The sequence below is a fragment of the Micromonospora sp. WMMD730 genome (assembly GCF_049178955.1).
In the GTDB taxonomy this organism is placed as follows: Bacteria; Actinomycetota; Actinomycetes; order Mycobacteriales; family Micromonosporaceae; genus Micromonospora; species Micromonospora wenchangensis.
The window spans coordinates 5,867,014-5,882,913 of the sequence record NZ_JBMHML010000002.1 but is presented as its reverse complement, the minus strand read 5'-3'; the positions used below and the strand labels follow the sequence as shown (position 1 = coordinate 5,882,913).

Sequence of the window (15,900 nt, the reverse complement as noted above, 5' to 3'; positions counted from 1 at the left end):
ACTGGTCGGGGTCAGGCCGTTCGGCAGCTGACCGTGGGCCAGGTCCAGTTTCCGTTCGCCATGATGGTGATGCCGAAGTTGTTGCCGTTGCCGTTCGGCCTGGCGGTGACGGTGCCGCTCGTGCCGCTGACCGAGGCGTTCCAGCTGTTCTGGATGCTCTGGCCGCCGTTCAGCCCGAGACTGACCACCCAGTTGCTGGTGCCGCTGACCGCGACGTTCAGGTTGAACCGGTCACCCCACTGCTCGGCGGCCGAGAGCACCGCGGTGCAGTTGCCGCCGGCCGGCGGGGTGGTCGGGTTGCCGGTCGGCCCGCTGGTCGGGTTGCCGCTGCCACCCTCGCGGACGGTGATGTCGGAGCTGCCCTGGCTCTGGTAGCCCTCGGTCGCCATGATCTGGTAGCTGTGGTTGGTGCCGAGGTTCAGGCCGGCGCGGGCCCAGGCGTCGAAGTGGTTGGCGGTGGTGATGGTGCCGCTGCTGCGCTTCTGCTGCCGGACGCTCCAGTACTGGTAGAACGTCTGGTTGCCGTCGATCGACGGGGCGTTGACCCGCAGGCTGCGCAGGATGTCGTAGGTGCCGCCGTCGGTGGTCACCGTGCCCATCCGGGTGGCGCCGCTGCTCGGGTTGTAGCTGCCGAAGTTCTCGACGACGTAGTACTCGATGAGCGGGTTGCGGGTCCAGCCGTACAGGGCGAGGTAGGTGTTGTTGTTGCCCGGGTTGTAGCTGCCCGAGTAGCTGACCGTCCGCCGGGTGCCGGTGGCCCAGCCCTTGCCGCCGACCCAGTTGTTGGTGCTCCGGTCCCAGCTGCTGCTGTAGCGGCCGTCGGCGCGCAGCGTCATGCTGGCGTTGCCGCTGTCCTTCCAGAACGAGAAGAAGTAGCCGTTGTGCGTGCCGGTGAGGTTGGAGGTGAGGGTCCGGTCGTTCTCCGCGTACGCGTTGGGCGAGGCGATGAACGTGCCGGTGACGGCGAGCGCCGCGGCGCACGCGGCGCTGAGCAGCAGCCGCAGGCGACCGCTCCTTCGCGGTCGGGTCGAGGTGTCGCTCATGTACGTGTTCCTCCTCGTGACAGCTGGCGGACGCCAGCGACGCGGTACGACCCGGTGGACTGTCCGTGGCCAGGTGCGGCAGCCGGTCATACGGTGTGCCACCACGCGGTGGTGGGCCGGTCGTCCAGCAGAACCGGGGGGACGGGTCGCGGTGGGTGGTGTCGACAGCATCGAGTGCCGTCGATGGCGACGGTAGGGTGTCGGTACTCCACCTGTCAACAAGTTTCGGAAATCTTCCCGAAACATCGTCCTGAGCAGCGGTCGGACGCGGGGCGGATTTCGACGGTTTGACGTCGGCTGTCACCGAGATGGGCCCGCGGAGGGCATGTGTTAATTCGGCCGCGAAGGGGCCGCCTCCCCTGTATACCCGAAACTTTCGGGAACCACCAGCCGGGCAGAACGCGAGACCGCCCGCCCACCGGCCCGGGGGTGCGGGCGGTGGACGGGCGGGTGGGGCGTCGGACGCTCAGATCACCATCGACGGCAGGGGCCAGCGGCGCAGCCGGTGCGGCAGCCACACCAGCAGCTCGCCGATCTTCGTGACCAGACCCTCCGCGCCGAAGTCCCGGGCGATGGCGAGGTCGACCTCCGTGACGGCGGCACCGTTCAACAACCGGTCGAGCACCGCCAGGTAGGCCGGATCGTCGATGGTCAGCAGGTTCAACCGACCGGAGCGGCGGTCCCGCACCTGGACGAACCCGGGACCCCGACGGTAGGTGCACTTGTCGAAGTAGAAACCCCTGGCCCAGGCGTCGAGCTGCGCGGCCGGGTCACCCTCGCCGCCCGGCGCGGGGAGCAGCTCGACCGGTGCCCGCAGGTGGCTGTACGGGAGCCACTCGTCGGCCTCGACGCCGGGCAGCCGCAGCCGCCAGTCCACGGCGATGCCGTGGCTGGTCAGCTCCCGGACCAGCACCAGCCGGCGGACCGTGTCGACGGCCGTCGCGTCGTCCCCGGTGACCGTCAGGTCCACCGCGTCGGGAAGGTCGACCCGGCGCACCCCCTCGGCACGCCAGCGGGCGACCGCGTCCGCGGCCGGCTCGCGCAGCTCGGCCGGACCGATGGTCATACCGGGAATGGACAGGACGGCCGGATCGTGGTCCCGGGCGAGACCGACCAGGATGGGCCGCGGCCCGGTGTCGGTGGTGGACACGTTGCCTCCCCTCAGACCGCGGTGAGCACGGCCGGCTCGCCCGCCTCGGCGGCGGCCCTGGTCTCCGCGGCTGCACGTTCCAGGTGCAGGTGATCGATGCGCAGCAGATCCTGGTTCATCGCCTGGGGGGCGATCTGGATGAACTGCCCCGCGTCCTCGTAGACCAGGCCGAGATCGCGCCAGCGCCGCAGCAACGCCGTAAGGACCGGCTCGTCGACCGACAGCCGCCGGCTCAACGCGGCGATGCCGTGCGGCTGGTCGAGCTGCCGGAAGACGGCCACCTCGACCGGGTCGGTCAGCCGCAGCACGTGCCAGTCGAAGTGCTTGCGCCGGCTGACCAGCACGATCTCGTCGCCGAGGTCGTGGTGGGTGAGCCGGCTGCGGGCGTACTCGTGCTGCCACTGCGTGACCGCCCGGTCCAGCCGGTCGGCCGTCTCGCCGTCGATGCCCTGCGGCGGGACGTCGAACAGGTACGCCAGGTCCATCAGCTCCGACTCGGGCAGGTCGTAGATCAGCCGGTACTGCGCCGCCGGCCGCAGGTCGGTGAAGCCGAGTTCGGGGCGGACGAAGAACGGGCTGAACCGCTCGATGGCGATCCGGGTGCTGCCGTCGGCCGGGCACAGGTGGTGCAGGGCCGGCATCTGCTCGATGACCGGCAGGTAGTCGGCGTCGGTCTCGCCCGGGAACCCGTACAGATAGTTCCAGGCGATGGTGATCCCGCTGGTCTCGGCGTCGCGCAGCATCCGGATGTTGAGGCAGCCGCTGACCCCCTTGTCCATCAGCTTGAGCACCCGGCTGCTCAGGCTCTCGATGCCGGGCTGCACGCTGACCAGGCCGGCGTCGGCCAACGCCTGCACCTGCGGGCCCTTCATGTTCGACTTGATCTCGTACTGCAACCGCAGGTCGTAGCCGGATTCGGTGAGCCGGGGCAGCAGCGAGGTCACGTAGCTCATGTCGAGGATGTTGTCCACGACGAACATGTCCAGCACCTGGTGCCGCTCGACCAGCTCGATGATCTCGTCGTAGAACCTGCCCGGGTGCTTGCTGCGGAACTGCATAAACGATCCGTTGAGGCCGCAGAACGTGCAGTGGTGCTTCTCGCCCCACCAGCAGCCCCGCGCGCCCTCGACGACCAGCCGGGGCTCGACCCAGTTGCGGGCCCGGGAGGCGGCCAGCCGCTCGAAGTAGCCCCCGTAGTCCGGGGCGACGATCTCGGCCGGCGGCAGCGGCTTGCTGCTCATCGGGTTCGCCACCGAACGACCGTCGGCGTCGGCCCAGCACAGACCCTCGATGCCGGTCAACGCGTCCGCCGGTACCGCCGCGCCGGCCGCCGGTGGCGTCGGGTCGGCGGTCGGCGGCGTCGCGCCGGCTGCCGGCAGGGTCGCGCCGATCGCGGCGAGCAGCCGGGGGAACACCGCCTCGCCCTCGCCACGGACCACGTAGTCGACGAACGCGAAGTTGCGGTGGATCGCGGCGCCCTGCTCGCCGTCGCAGTTCGCGCCGCCCATCACCGTACGGATGCCGGGCGCCCGCTTCTTGACCGCCCGGGCCGTGGCGAGCGCGGCGGCGTTCTGCTGGAACGTGGAGGTGAAGCCGACCACGTCGGGTTCCCGGGCGACGATCCGGTCGGCCAGCTCGGCGACGAACTCCGGCGCCAACCGGTGCAGCTCCAGGTTGAGCGCGAGTTCCCGCTCCGTCATCTGGGTCCGGACCCGGTCGGTGAACTCTTTCACCCGCCATTGCGGATCGTCGTACAGCGCGGAGGAGAAGACCCAGTCGCCGCAGCCGGCGAAATAGGTGAACAACGAGTAGTAGTAATAGTCGCTCAGCCCGAACTCCGTCCGGTCGACCACCCAGTCGACGAAGTCGAGATTCGCGTGGACGGCCTCCACCTCGGCATCCGGCAATTTCTGGCGGACACTGTTGGTGAGGATTCCAACCGCCAACGAGGGGACGTCTATGGAAGTCCAGGGCGTATTGACCAGCAGAACCCGCACGTGAACTCTCCTTTCTCGTGATGTCGGGCACCGGATGACGGGGATACGGGGCGCGGGCCACCTGCCTGGGCGGATGGCCCACACCCCGTACGGCCGCTAGAAGCTGACCTTGACCGTGACCGTGACCGTGACGTTCGAGGCCCGAAGCTGGTCGCGGTTGCCGTTGATCGGGTCGTTCTCGACAACGTTCTTGCGCATGTCGTTCACCTCCTCTCCGTATCGCGGGGACCGGGTCACGTGCCGGGGTCAGCCCACCGGTCGCGCCATCGCGAGCGCGACCGGGGTGCCTTCGTCCTGCACGCCGTCGAAGTGCCGCTGCATGAACAGCAGCACGGTCTGCATCAGAGCCAGGTGGCTCTGCGCGTCGAAGTCCTCGTGTCCGGCCCGCCGCCGGACCACCTGGTGCGGGACGCGGCGCTCGGCCAGCAGCCGCGCGTAGCGCTCCACCGGCGCCGGCGGGCAGCGCACGTCACCTGTGGAGACGGCCAGCAGCACCGGTGCCCGGACCCGGTCGACGTAGGTGACCGGCGAGGAGCGGGCGTAGCGCTGCGGCACCTCGTCCGGGGTGCCGCCGAACAGCAGCACGTCCAGCGCCCGCAGCGCCGGGGTGGCCGCCTCGAACGCGGCGACGTAGTCGGCGACCGGGCTGATCGCGATCCCGAGCCGCCACAGTTCCGGTTGCCGACCGAGCGCGAGCAGGGTCAGGTAGCCACCCCACGAGGTGCCCCACAGGGCGGTGCGCCGGTCCTCGACGACCCCCTCGGCGACCAGGTGGGCGCGGACCGCGGCGAGGTCCTCCAACTGGGTGAGGCCGACCCCGGCGGAGAAGTCGTTGCGCCAGGCCGCGCCGTACCCGCTGGAGCCCCGGTAGTTGACCCGGACCACCGCGCAGCCGGTGCTGACCAGGATCTCGACCAGCGGGTCGTAGGCGTCGCGGGCGTGCTGGAACGGCCCACCGTGGACCAGGAAGACGGCCGGCCGGGGGCCCTCCCGGTCGGCCGGGAGGGCCACCAGGGCGGGGATCGCGCCGCCCGGTCCGGGCACCCGGATCTCCTCGCGGCGGTAGTCCGCCGGTGCCGCGACCGCGTCCGGTCCGCCCGGATCGGGCCGGCCGCCGGGGGGTTCGGGCAGCTCCACCCCCCGCACGGAGCGCAGTTGCGGCGGGGTCACCGAGTCGGTCCACACGTACGCGACGTCACCGTCGGGCCAGACCGCGGCGTCCAGGACGCTGCCCGGCGGGGTGTCGACCACCGCCCGGGTGCGGGCGGCGAGGTCCACCTCGTGCAGCAGGGTGCGGGCGTGCCGGTCCTGCCGGACGAGCAGCCGCTGCCCGTCGGGGAACCAGCCGGCGGTGATCTCGGTGTCGAAGCGGCACCACCCGTGCCGCACCACCCCCTCGGCGGCGGTCCAGGTGGCCGGGAGGTAACCCCCCTCGTCCTCCACCACCAGCAGCAGCCGGGCCGGGTCGACGCCCGGTGCGAAGCCGAGCGCCCACACCCGACGGTCCGGCCCACCGGGGATGCCCGCCACCCGGGTGCCGTCGGCGGTGAACACCGTGACCGCCGGATCGGTGGCGGCGTCGCCGCCGACCACCAGCAGCCGCCCGGCCGGGTCGAGGTCGACCAGGTAGGCGTAGCCGCCGACGTGGACGCGTTCGTCGACCCGACCGTCGCCGGTACGCAGGAAGACGGTCATCCCGCCGTCGTCGGAGAGGCCGACGGCGGTGGTGCCGTCGGCCGCCATCGCGATGCCGGCGTGCCGGCCGGGCAGCACCGACGGCAGCGCCTCGACCGACCGGTCGGGCCGGTCGAAGTCGCAGGTCCGCCAGGTGCCCACGCCGCCGAGATCGTCGTCGAACCACCAGATGGTGGCCCCCGCCGGGTCGAGCGCCGCCCGGACCGTGCCGGCCGGGCGGTCGGTCACCTGCCGGGCGGTGCCGGCGGCCCGGTCCCAGGCCAGGATCTCGCAGCGGCCGTCGGCGTCGCCGACGTAGACGGCCCGGTGCGGCGCGTGTTCGGCGACGACCGGCAGCGCCGGGTAGAAGAGCCGGTGGCCGCGACTCATCGGTGGGCCTCCTCGGGGTCGGAGCTGGCCCCGGCGGCGCCGTCGGCGGCGGCGCCGTCGTCGGTGCCGGCCGTCGCGCCGGAGCCGGCGCGGAGCTGGCGCACGACGAGGGTGGTGTACGTGGCCAGCAGCGCCAGCGCGGCGGCGAACACCAGGGCGACGGTGGCGGGGCTGTACCAGGCGACCAGCACCCCGGCCAGCAGCGGTGCGGGCGTCTGGAGCACCTCGCCGACGGTGCCCATCACGGTGGCCACCCGACCCTGGAGCCCGTCGGGAGTCAACGCGATCACCCGGGACTGGAAGATCACCCCGAGCAGCGGGCTGAGCAGGAAGACCAGCCCGAACAGCAGGCCGTAGCTCCAGGTCTGCCGGGCCTGGGACATCGCGACGACCAGCCCGACCATGGCCCACGAGGCGAACACGATGACGGTGACCGGCCGGACCCGGCTGAAGACCAGCGGGGCGGCCAGCGCGCCGGCGAGGCCGCCGACGCTGGCGATGGTGAGAATCAGGCCGATCGACGCGGCCGGTGCGCCCTGCCGGCCGGCGGTCAGGATGGCGTAGTAGACCAGCGCGCCGAAGGTGACGTTGATGCCGGCCGCCCAGATCGTCACGAACCGCAGGAACGGCTGCCGCCAGACGAACCGCAGCCCCTCCCGCAGGTCGGAGCGGAACGAGGTGCGCTCCCTGCGTTCGGGGGTGAGGTCGGTGCGGATGGTGGCCACCATACCCGCCGCGACCAGGTAGGACACCACGTCCGCCAGGAACGGCAGCCAGCGGGCGAGCTGGTAGAGCGCGCCGCCGAGCAGTGGGCCGACGATCCGGGCGGCGTTGTTGCGGGCCTCCAGCCGGGCCAGCGCCTTCTGGTCGTCGGCGGGCAGCAGCCGCCGGATCGCGCCGGAACCGGCGGCCTCGTAACCGCTCTGTGCGACCCCCTCGACGAACGCGGCGGCGGCCAGCAGCCCGAGGGTCGGCACGCCGGCCGCGACGGAGACGAGGATCGCGGTCATCGCGCCGGCCGCGACCAGCAGCGAGACGACCATCATGCGTTTGCGCGGCAGCCGGTCGGCCAGCACCCCCGCCACCGGCGCGGCGACGAGGCGACCGGTGAGGGCCAGCGCGCCCACCAGCCCGGCCGCCGCCGGTGACCGGGTCACGGCCAGGGTGAGCAGCGGGAGCACGATGCCGGTGGCCTGCGATCCGATCTGGTCGATCGCCCCGGCGATCCAGTAGCGGTGGAAATCGCCGCCCCGGTGGGAACTCTCGCCCGGCTGCACCGCTGCGGTGGGAGTGGCTGTCATGGCATCGGCCGCACAGTTTCCATGTTTTTCCCAAATCCGTGTGCGAGATCTTTCGGTACGAGTTCGCGTGATCCGGGTGACAATTTCGACCCGCAATGGGGAGCGGGGTGCGTACGAGGCTAACAATGTCGTGTGCGGAAAGCAAGGATTCAAATACGGCCAGTTATGGCAGTTATTCGGTTGTGCGGATGATGGGCAGCTTGTGCGCCTCTGTCAAAGTATCTGCACTACCCGTCGAGCCTTCGGTCGGCGGATGACGTCGGTTGTTTTCACCCCGCCGTCATTTGTCGTGAATTAGTGACGTACGACGATGTCACAAGATGATGCCGCCGTGCCGGTTGACGATTCCGTGAATCCCGCTCCGACCTGTCGACGGCGAACGGCCGGGTCGGTACGCGAGGCACGCGTACCGACCCGGCCGTCGGGTGGACCGGCGCACGGGGTCGCGCCGGTCCACCCTCCTCCGCCAGCCCCCCGTTTCACCGGGGACCGGATCCGTCAGCCGAGGATCACACCCGAGGCGCCGACGCCCGCCATCCCGGAGATGATGTCCTCGTAGTACATCCGCCACGCGCAGACCCGGCCGGTGGGCCGGTAGCCGGTGCAGGCGGTCGCCGCGCCGCCGTCGTCGATGGCGGTGTTGGTGCCGGTGGCCCAGACCTGGAGGGTGTTCGCCGGGTTGACGATCTCCACCGGGCCGCCGCTGTCGCCCTGGCCGACCGCGTTGGTGCGGGTGGTGCTCTCCGCCTGGACCTGGCCGCAGACCGTGCCGAAGTCACGCACGTTGATGCACAGGTTCCGGGCCTTGACCTGGATCGAGCAGCGGGTCCCGGAGTACGCCCCGGAGGTGCAGACGAAGTTGCCGACCTGGCTGGCCTGCGCGCCGATCACCTGGTTGCTGAACTCACTGACCACCGCGCCGTTGGCGTCGGTGCTGTTGTTGAAGACCCGACCGCCTGAGCTGCCCGACAGCAGCAGGGTGTCGGTGCCGGCGTTGCGGGTGCCGACGATGCCGATCGACTGCCCGGTCGGGTCGGTCGCGGCGTTGTTGATGTTGCCGCAGTGCGCGGCGGAGAGCATCCGCGCCGACCCGCCCTGGAAGACCCCGAAGCCGGTCGAGCAGCCGCCACCGGTGGTGGCGTTGCGCCACGCGCCGCCGCCCCACCACGGCGCGGTGTCGTCCCACCGGCTGGCGGGGGAGGCGGAGACCCCGGTCTGCACGGTCACCGGGACGCCGGCCATGCTGGCCGCGCCGAGCAGGCCGCTCTGCGTACCGACCAGGAGTCCGGCGCCGTCGGCCCGCGGCCCGACCGTGGTGATCTTGTCACCGGCCGAGCGGCGCAGCTTGGCCGCCGCGACGTCCAACTCCCGTCGGGTGTACGCGGCGGGCAGCACCTCGGTCGGCACGGTGGCCCGGCTGGTCGCCACCAGGCCGGCCGGCGCCTCGCCCTTCCAGAAGACCTGCAGCTTCCGGGCGGTGGGATCGGCGATCACACCGGCGAAACCGGACTTCGCGTCGCGCTGCGCGATCTTCGTGATCCGGGCGGCGGCGTTGTTCATCCGCTGCTGGAGTTCGAGCAGCTCCTTCCAGGAGGCGAAGCCGCCCGGCACTGGCGTGCTGTCGATGAACGAGCCGGCGGCGGTCGCCTTGCCCCCGGCGGCGGGAGCGGGCGCGGCGGTGGCCGGTGCGGTGGCCACCCCCGCGACGAGCATGGTGACGCCGAACGCCGCGGCGGCGGCCCGACGCAGCAGCCCGGTCGACCGCAGCACCGTCGGTTGTGGACGAGACATACGTACCCCTTCCCCAGGGCTTCGTGGTGCGGGCCTCGACCCGCCCTGGGGACATTGGCAGGTGCCGGTGGTGTCCGGCAGTGCATCCTGGACACCACCGGACACCCCCGGACGGCGCCGGACGGACGGGGGACGGACGCCGGGCGGCGGCGGCAGGCGAAACCGGACCGACATGGAACTGTCATACATCGGCGGTCGCCTACCCGACGCTGTGCCGCCGGTCATACCCTCCCCCTGTCGGCAATCCGGGGCGACGGATGGCCGGGGGGTGGAGGCCGTATGACCGACCAACGGGTCCCTTCGGGCGCTCGGCAGCCGATGGCCGGGACAGTCCGTTCGGCGTCCCCGATGTCCCCACTGGACACCGGGATAAACACCGTTCAGGAACTTGCCGCCCTGCTGCGGCAGCTCCGCCGCCGGGAGGCCCGGCAACAGGGCGAGACCCCGCTGACCTACCGCCAGCTCGCGGCGAAGACCGGCTGGTCGCGGGGGGTGATCGGGGAGTACTTCGCCGGGAACATCCTGCCCCCGCCGGAGCGTTTCGACACCCTGATCCGGTTGCTCGGGGCCAGCCCCGCCGAGCAGGGGGCACTGGCCACCGCGCGGGACCGGGTCGAGGAGCGTCGCCGGCTCGCCAGCCCGGAACACCCGTCCACCGGCCGGGCCGGTCGCGCGGTCGTCCGCCCCCGGGGCACCGGTAGCCGGGCCGGGGGCGCGCCGGCCCGGCTACCGGTGCCCCGCCAACTGCCCCCGGCGCTGCCCGGGTTCGTCGGGCGCGCCGCGCAGCTCGCCCAGCTCGACGCGGGCTGCGCCGACCACGGCACGCCCGGCGGTGGCCAGTCGACCACCACGATGACGCTGTCGGGTACGGCCGGCGTCGGCAAGACGACCCTGGCGGTGTACTGGGCCCACCGGGTCGCCGACCGCTTCCCCGACGGGCAGCTCTACGTCGACCTGCGCGGATTCGACGCCACCGGCGCGGTGGTCACACCCGCCGAGGCGGTACGGGGCTTCCTGGAGGCCCTGGAGGTGCCGCCCGAGCGGATCCCCACCCACCTGCCCGCCCAGGTGGGGCTCTACCGCAGCCTGCTCGCCGGCCGGCGGATGCTGGTGCTGTTGGACAACGCCCGCGACGTCGAGCAGGTACGGCCGCTGCTGGCCGGCAGTCCCGGCTGCCTGTTCCTGGTCACCAGCCGCAACCGGCTGGCCGGGCTGATCACCGCCGAGGGGGCCCGGCAGATCGCCGTCGACCTGCTCAGCACCGCCGAGGCGTGGCAGCTGCTGGCCCGGCGGCTCGGCCCGGACCGGTTGACCGTCGAACCGCAGGCGGTCGACGAGATGATCGAACGCTGCGTACGGCTGCCGCTGGCGCTGGCCGTGCTCGCCGCGCGCGGGGCGGCGCACCCCACGTTCCCGCTGGCCACCATCGTCGACGAGCTACGCGAGTCGCCGCGCCTGCTCGACTCCTTCGACGGTGGGGACACCGGGACGGACGTGCAGTCGGTCTTCTCCTGGTCGTACCGGAACCTGACCCCGGCGGCGGCGCGACTGTTCCGGCTGTTCGGCTCGCACCCGGGGCCGGACATCGGGATCGCCGCGGCGGCCAGCCTGGCCGGCCTGCCCCGCAGCCAGGTGACCCGGCTGTTGGCCGAACTGGCCCACGCCCACCTGGTCACCGAACACGCGCCCGGCCGGTTCACCGCGCACGACCTGCTGCGGGCGTACGCGGGCGAGTTGGCCGAGAGCCTCGACCTCGCCGAGGAGCGGCAGTCGGCGGTCCGGCGTGGACTCGACCACTACCTGCACACCGCGCACACGGCGGCGCTGCTGCTGCAACCCGGTCGGGACCCGGTGACGCTGGCCGCCGTCCCGCCCGGGGTGACGCCCGAGGAGCTGACCGCCCACGGTCCGGCCCTGGCCTGGTTCACCACCGAGTATCCGGTGCTGTTGGCGGCGGTCTCACACGCGAGGCGTGCCGGGTTCGACGGCCATGCCTGGCAACTGGCCTGGACCCTGGTGGATTTCCTCCAGCGCCGGGGGAACTGGCTGGACCTGGCCGCCGCCCAGCAGGCCGCCCTGGCCGGGGCGCAGCAGGCGGGGGACCGGGTGGGGCAGGCGAACGCCCACCGTGACCTGGCCCGGGTGCTCTGCCGGCTGGGTCGGCTGGACGAGGCGGTCGCGCACTACCGGGAGGCGCTGATCCTGTTCGGCGCGTTGGGCGACCACACCGGGCAGGCGCGCACCCACCGGGCGTTCGGGGCGATGTTCGACGGGCTCGGCCGGTACGCCGAGGCGCTGGAGCACGGGCAGCGGGCGCTGGCGCTCTACCGGGCCGCCGGCCACCTGGCCGGGGAGGCCAGCGCCCGCAACGGGGTCGGCTGGGCGCACGCCCAACTCGGCCAGTACGGGCCGGCGCTGGAGCACTGCTCCCAGGCGCTGACGCTGCTGCGCCCGACCGGCGACCGGCACGGCGAGGCGAACACCTGGGACAGCCTGGGCTTCATCCACGACCGGCTGGGCCAGCACCGGCGGGCGATCCGCTGCTACGGTCGGGCGCTGGCGCTGTACCGGCGCATCGGTGACCGGTACGACGAGGCCGACACCCTGACCCGGCTCGGTGAGACCCGGCAGGCGGCGGGGGACGTCCACGGTGCCCTGCGGACCTGGCGGCGGGCGCTGGACATCTTCGACGACCTCGGTCACCCGGACGCCGCCCGGGTCCGGGAGCGGCTGGCCCGGGCGATGACCGGGAGCGCGGCCGGGGACTGACGACCCGACGCCACCCGGCACCGGCGGCGGGGACCGGCCGGTGCCAGGTGGCCCGGGGTCAACCCGTCGTGCAGCTCGGCACCGGTACGCCGGGGCCGCCGGTGGACGAGCCGAGGAACCCGAACGAGGTGCTGACGCCGGCGGCGAGTGTGCCGTTGTAGGCGACGTTACGGGCGGTCACCGTCGCGCCCTGGCTGGTCACTGTCGCGTTCCAGGCCTGGGTGACCCGCTCGCCGTTGGTGTACGTCCAGGTCACGGCCCAGTTGCTGATCGCCGAGGTGCCGGCGGTGACCCGTACCTCGCCCTGGAACCCGCCGGTCCACTGGCCGGTCACCGTGTACGTCGCGGTGCAGCGGGCGGTGCCCGGCGGCGGGGTCGTGGTGGACGGCGGTGGGGTGGTGGGCGGTGGGGTGGTGGGCGGTGGGGTGGTGGTGGGCGACGGGGGCGGGGTGGTGACCGGGCCGCCCCAGCCGGCGGTGGAGTCCAACCAGGCCGCCCGGCGCAGCATCCAGTCCCGCATGGCCTGGACCTGGCCCTGCCAGGTGGACGCGGTCGGGGTGTAGAAGGGGCCGACCATCGGCGCGGTCAGGTTCGGCCAGCGCTGGAAGTTGCGCTGCGCGGCGTTGGTCAACGGCGCGGCCAGCGCGGTGATCCGGGTCTGCAGGGCGGTGTCGGCGAGCGGGCCCCGGCGCAGCGTCTGCCAGCGGGACCGGAGCTGGTTGACGAAGGCCGGATCGCGTACGAGTTGCGGGAACCAGTCGTTGGCCAGCGGTTGCCGGGTCTGCTGGTACTGCCAGCCGGCGATCTGGTCGTTGCCGAAGTAGCCGCCGACGCCGAAGGTGAGGTCGTAGTCCCACAGCGGGCCGGCGAAGATCTTGGTGTCCCGATCCTTGTAGAAGTACGCGCTGCGGATGTAGGAGTCCATCTCCCGGCTGAGTTCGTTGAGGACCATCTGGTCCACGAACGAGTCGACGTCGATGTACTTCCGGTAGCCGGTGACCGGGTCGGCGGAGTTCGGTGCCCGCAGCACGTCGTGGAATTCCTGCACGTAGCCCCGCAGCCAGTCCCGCTGGGGCGCCTGCAACGGTGACGGGTCCCGCACCTCCAGGTAGTTCCAGCAGGTCGCCGCCGCACCGGTGCAGGTCAGCGTCGGTTCCTCGGCGGCCAGCCACTCGAAGCTCCAGATGTACCCGCCCTGGATCTTGGGCAGGGTCAGGTCGTCCTCGTCGAGCTGCTTGAGGTCGAGCCGGTTCTTGGCGTTCTTGATCGTCTCGACCAGCATGTAGACGCCCATGTAGTCACCGGCGGCCACCGGGGCGGCGTCGGTGTTGAGATAGAACTCCACGAACCGGTACCGCGGCGCCGGCATGCCCATCTCGCGCCCGAGATCGTAGACGAGCGCCTCCCGGATCAACGCCTTGTCGCTGAACGGGCCGCGCAGCACCCAGTCGGAGTCGGCCGGCATGCCCAGCACCGGGTAGTCGGCGTCGTCGTTGTCGTTGCCCCGCAGTTCGACGCGGTACGGCGTCTTCTCGAACGACGCCGACGACTGGCCGCGCAGGTGGAACCCGGCGCGGGTGGCGACCGTCGGGGTCGCGGCCAGCGAGGTGGTGCCACCGCCGCCCGGCTCGAAGACCATGGCGGTGGCGTCGAGGTAATCGCGGCCGGGCTTGCCGGCACCGTACGAGTCGAGCAGGACCACCGGCAGGTCGTGGGCGGTGGCGACGTTCTGGGCGACGTACATGGCGGTCCCCGGTGCACCGGAGGCGGTCTGGCCGACGAAGGCCTGCACGCGTAGCTGGGTGGTGCGGGTGAACCGCAGCGGCGTGCCCGCGTACAGCGGCGACTGGGCGGTGGGCAGCCGGCCGTCGGTGGTGTACCGCAACTGCGCGCCGCCGATCGCGGTGCTCAGCGAGACCGTCACCTCCCCCTGGAAGGTGCCGCTCGGCCGGGAGAAGACGATGTCGCCGACCAGCTCGTCCGCCGCCCCGGCGGCGGCGACGGCGTCGGCGGCGGAGGTGTCCAGGCCGGTGGTGACCCCGGCGCGGGCGGCGGGCGGGCCGGCGGTCGCGGCGGATGGTCCGGCCTGTGCCGTGTGCGGCACGAGGAGTCCGGTGAGGAGCACGGCCACGGCCGCGATCCCGACGGCACGCCGGGTGGGCGGGCGAACGGTCAGACGCACGATGTCTCCTGGGTGACTCGGGGGGTGGTGGTGGGGGCCGGGGCCGGTGCCGCCGAGCCGGTGGCGTCGCGGAAGTGGCGGCGCAGCGTGCGCCGCCACGGCACGTCCGGCAGGTCCGGTCGCAGGGCGGCCAGGCCGGTGGCGTACTTCGAGATGCGGGCGGGTCGGGTGCCGCGCTGCCACAGCAGCCGGTCGACCGGGCCGGCCGCCGACCGGGTCTTGGTCTCGACCACGGCGACCCCGGGCAGACCCAGGGTCCGGCGGTCGTCCTGCCAGTGCAGGTCGGTGTCGATGGTGACCCGGCTCGCGGTCGCCGGCAGCAGCAGCGTGGTGCGCCGGTAGCCGGTCACCAGCACCGGTTCGAGTTGACCACCGGCGGGGGCGGACCGGATCGACTCGCGGTCGAGTGCCTCGTCGACGAAGTCCCGCCCCGACCGGACGGTACGACGGTCTTCCGTCCGGTAGGGCAGCCGGTGTTTGGTGACCAGCCCCCGGGCTCCGCTGATCTTGACTTCCAGCCAGCACTCCGCCGAGTCGAGATAGGTGCGGGTGCGCACCTTGAAGCGCCGCCGCCGCCGGTACGCCGCGCCGTGGTAGCTGGCCAGGCACGGGGTGTCGAAGTACACCGACTCGTAACGGAAGGTGCGGGTGCCGCCGATGTCCAGCACCCGGGCGTACGGGGCGATCCGGTCGAGCAGGCCCGGCAACTCGTCCAGCGGAACGACGTACTTGCGGTCCACCCGGCTCTGCAGCGCGGCCCGGTCGATCAGCTCGGCGAGTTCGACGCGGGGCAGGTCGGCCAGCACCGACGTGAACGGCGGCGCGGTCATCGACGTGCTCCCGCCGGCGCCGGTGAACCGGGGGTGGACGCCGGGGTACGACGGGCCACCGAGTAGCGCACGTCGACCACGGTGGTCTCGTTGACCAGGTCGACCCGCTGGGCGGTGGCGACGTGCACCCGGGCGTTGAGCAGCTGTTCCAGGTGGGCGACGAGGGCGACGTGGTCGGTGAGGGCCGAGTCGAGCACCAGGACCTGGTGCCGGTAGTGCCGGAACACGCGGCGGTGGTCGCCGAGGAACATCACCGCGACGATGAGCGCCATCAGCCCGCCGTTGAGCCAGACCGAGCGGGTGCCCAGCGCGCCGAGCAGGCCCAGGGCGAGCGCCGAGAAGTAGTACGCCACCTCGTGCTGGTCGAGTTCGGTCGAGCGGAGCCGGATGATGGACAGCACGCCGAACAGGGCCATCCCCAGCCCGACCCCGGCACCGACGTTGCTGGCGCTCAGGGCGCTGGCCACCGCGAGGACGCCGATGTTGACCCCCAGGTAGGCGACGACGAGGTCGCGGCGTCGATGTCGGGGGAAGTAGAGCCCGAACACGAGCAGCGCCACCGCGCAGATGTCGATCGCGAACAGGACGACCTGCGTCATGTCTCTGGTTCCTCCTGGCTCGTCGGCGTGCCGGTCCGGCACCGCCTGCGTCAGCTCGGGGAGAAGCCACGGCGGTCAGCCGGAGCCGATCATCTTTTCGGTAAACTTTCGGTTACTCTTTCGGAACTGTAGGCATAACATTGAGAAACGTCAATCAAATGTCCTGTGCGGGTG

10 protein-coding genes are annotated in these 15,900 nt (G+C 72.2%); 1 reads left to right on the top strand and 9 read right to left on the bottom strand.

Annotated elements, in window-relative coordinates; genetic code table 11:
• Positions 1–11: 11 nt before the first annotated feature.
• The 6 genes from ACN265_RS24945 to ACN265_RS24920 all read right to left on the bottom strand — a co-directional run bounded on the left by ACN265_RS24945 (position 12) and on the right by ACN265_RS24920 (position 9,346).
• Positions 12–1,043: a glycoside hydrolase family 11 protein gene (locus ACN265_RS24945; protein WP_420117763.1), complete on the bottom strand. Its 1,032-nt coding sequence runs from the start codon at positions 1,041–1,043 to the stop codon at positions 12–14.
• Between the two features lie 466 nt (positions 1,044–1,509).
• Positions 1,510–2,193, bottom strand: a complete 684-nt coding sequence (locus ACN265_RS24940; RefSeq protein ID WP_421409860.1) for a DUF5825 family protein — start codon at positions 2,191–2,193, stop codon at positions 1,510–1,512.
• Between the two features lie 11 nt (positions 2,194–2,204).
• Positions 2,205–4,190, bottom strand: a complete 1,986-nt coding sequence (locus ACN265_RS24935) for a RiPP maturation radical SAM C-methyltransferase (RefSeq protein WP_420117761.1) — start codon at positions 4,188–4,190, stop codon at positions 2,205–2,207.
• A 246-nt stretch (positions 4,191–4,436) separates the two neighbouring features.
• A complete protein-coding gene (locus ACN265_RS24930; RefSeq protein WP_421409858.1) occupies positions 4,437–6,254 on the bottom strand; it encodes a prolyl oligopeptidase family serine peptidase in 1,818 nt (605 codons plus the stop codon).
• On the bottom strand, positions 6,251–7,555 hold the full coding sequence (locus ACN265_RS24925; RefSeq protein ID WP_421409857.1) for an MFS transporter: 1,305 nt from the start codon (positions 7,553–7,555) through the stop codon (positions 6,251–6,253). The genes ACN265_RS24930 and ACN265_RS24925 overlap by 4 nt, the downstream gene beginning before the upstream one ends.
• Before the next feature lie 498 nt (positions 7,556–8,053).
• The gene (locus ACN265_RS24920; RefSeq protein WP_421409854.1) at positions 8,054–9,346 is read right to left on the bottom strand and encodes a hypothetical protein; all 1,293 of its coding nucleotides are present in this window, start codon (positions 9,344–9,346) and stop codon (positions 8,054–8,056) included.
• A 348-nt stretch (positions 9,347–9,694) separates the two neighbouring features.
• On the opposite strand from ACN265_RS24920, the gene ACN265_RS24915 reads away from it, so the two are divergent.
• Positions 9,695–12,115, top strand: coding sequence for an ATP-binding protein (locus ACN265_RS24915; protein WP_421409852.1), 2,421 nt, complete (start codon positions 9,695–9,697; stop codon positions 12,113–12,115).
• A 58-nt stretch (positions 12,116–12,173) separates the two neighbouring features.
• Here ACN265_RS24915 and ACN265_RS24910 read toward each other — a convergent pair whose 3' ends face one another.
• From ACN265_RS24910 to ACN265_RS24900, 3 genes are read right to left on the bottom strand one after another with little or no spacing between them, the layout of a single operon-like run.
• Positions 12,174–14,297, bottom strand: a complete 2,124-nt coding sequence (locus tag ACN265_RS24910; RefSeq protein WP_421409849.1) for a CotH kinase family protein — start codon at positions 14,295–14,297, stop codon at positions 12,174–12,176.
• Positions 14,288–15,127 (bottom strand): polyphosphate polymerase domain-containing protein, encoded by an 840-nt coding sequence (locus ACN265_RS24905; RefSeq protein WP_421409847.1) that lies wholly within the window; start codon positions 15,125–15,127, stop codon positions 14,288–14,290. The genes ACN265_RS24910 and ACN265_RS24905 overlap by 10 nt, the downstream gene beginning before the upstream one ends.
• Positions 15,124–15,726, bottom strand: a complete 603-nt coding sequence (locus ACN265_RS24900; RefSeq protein ID WP_357928873.1) for a DUF4956 domain-containing protein — start codon at positions 15,724–15,726, stop codon at positions 15,124–15,126. Before ACN265_RS24900 ends, ACN265_RS24905 begins: the two co-directional genes overlap by 4 nt.
• Between the last annotated feature and the right edge of the window lie 174 nt (positions 15,727–15,900).